Source organism: Streptomyces caniscabiei, assembly GCF_014930365.1.
GTDB lineage: Bacteria > Actinomycetota > Actinomycetes > Streptomycetales > Streptomycetaceae > Streptomyces > Streptomyces caniscabiei.
Genome location: NZ_JABXWI010000073.1, coordinates 1 through 618, shown reverse-complemented (window position 1 = coordinate 618; position 618 = coordinate 1). Strand labels below are relative to the sequence as shown.

The window sequence follows — 618 nt, the reverse complement described above, 5'->3', positions numbered from 1 at the left end:
TGGACCTTCGACCCCGTCCGCAAGCAGTACTTCTGGCACCGCTTCTTCTCCCACCAGCCCGATCTCAACTACGAGAACCCGGCCGTCCAGGAAGAGATGCTGGCCGCGCTGCGGTTCTGGCTGGACCTGGGCATCGACGGATTCCGGCTGGACGCGGTGCCCTACCTCTACCAGGAGGAAGGGACGAACTGCGAGAACCTGCCGGCCACCCACGCGTTCCTGAGGCACGTCCGCCGGGAGATCGACGCACAGTATCCGGACACGGTCATCCTCGCGGAGGCCAATCAGTGGCCGGAGGACGTCGTCGACTACTTCGGCGACTTCGCCGGCGGCGGCGACGAATGCCACATGGCGTTCCACTTCCCGGTGATGCCGAGGATCTTCATGGCCGTGCGGCGGGAATCCCGCTACCCGGTCTCGGAAATCCTCGCCAAGACCCCCGCCATCCCCGCGAACTGCCAATGGGGCATCTTCCTGCGCAACCACGACGAGCTGACCCTGGAAATGGTCACCGACGAGGAACGCGACTACATGTACGCGGAGTACGCCAAGGACCCGCGCATGCGCGCCAACATCGGCATCCGCCGGCGCCTCGCCCCGCTCCTGGACAACGACCGC

General features: G+C 65.9%; 1 protein-coding gene. It reads left to right on the top strand.

What is annotated here, in order from left to right:
• The coding region (locus HW837_RS48045; RefSeq protein WP_269153830.1) for an alpha-amylase family glycosyl hydrolase at positions 1–618 on the top strand (618 nt) is incomplete at both ends.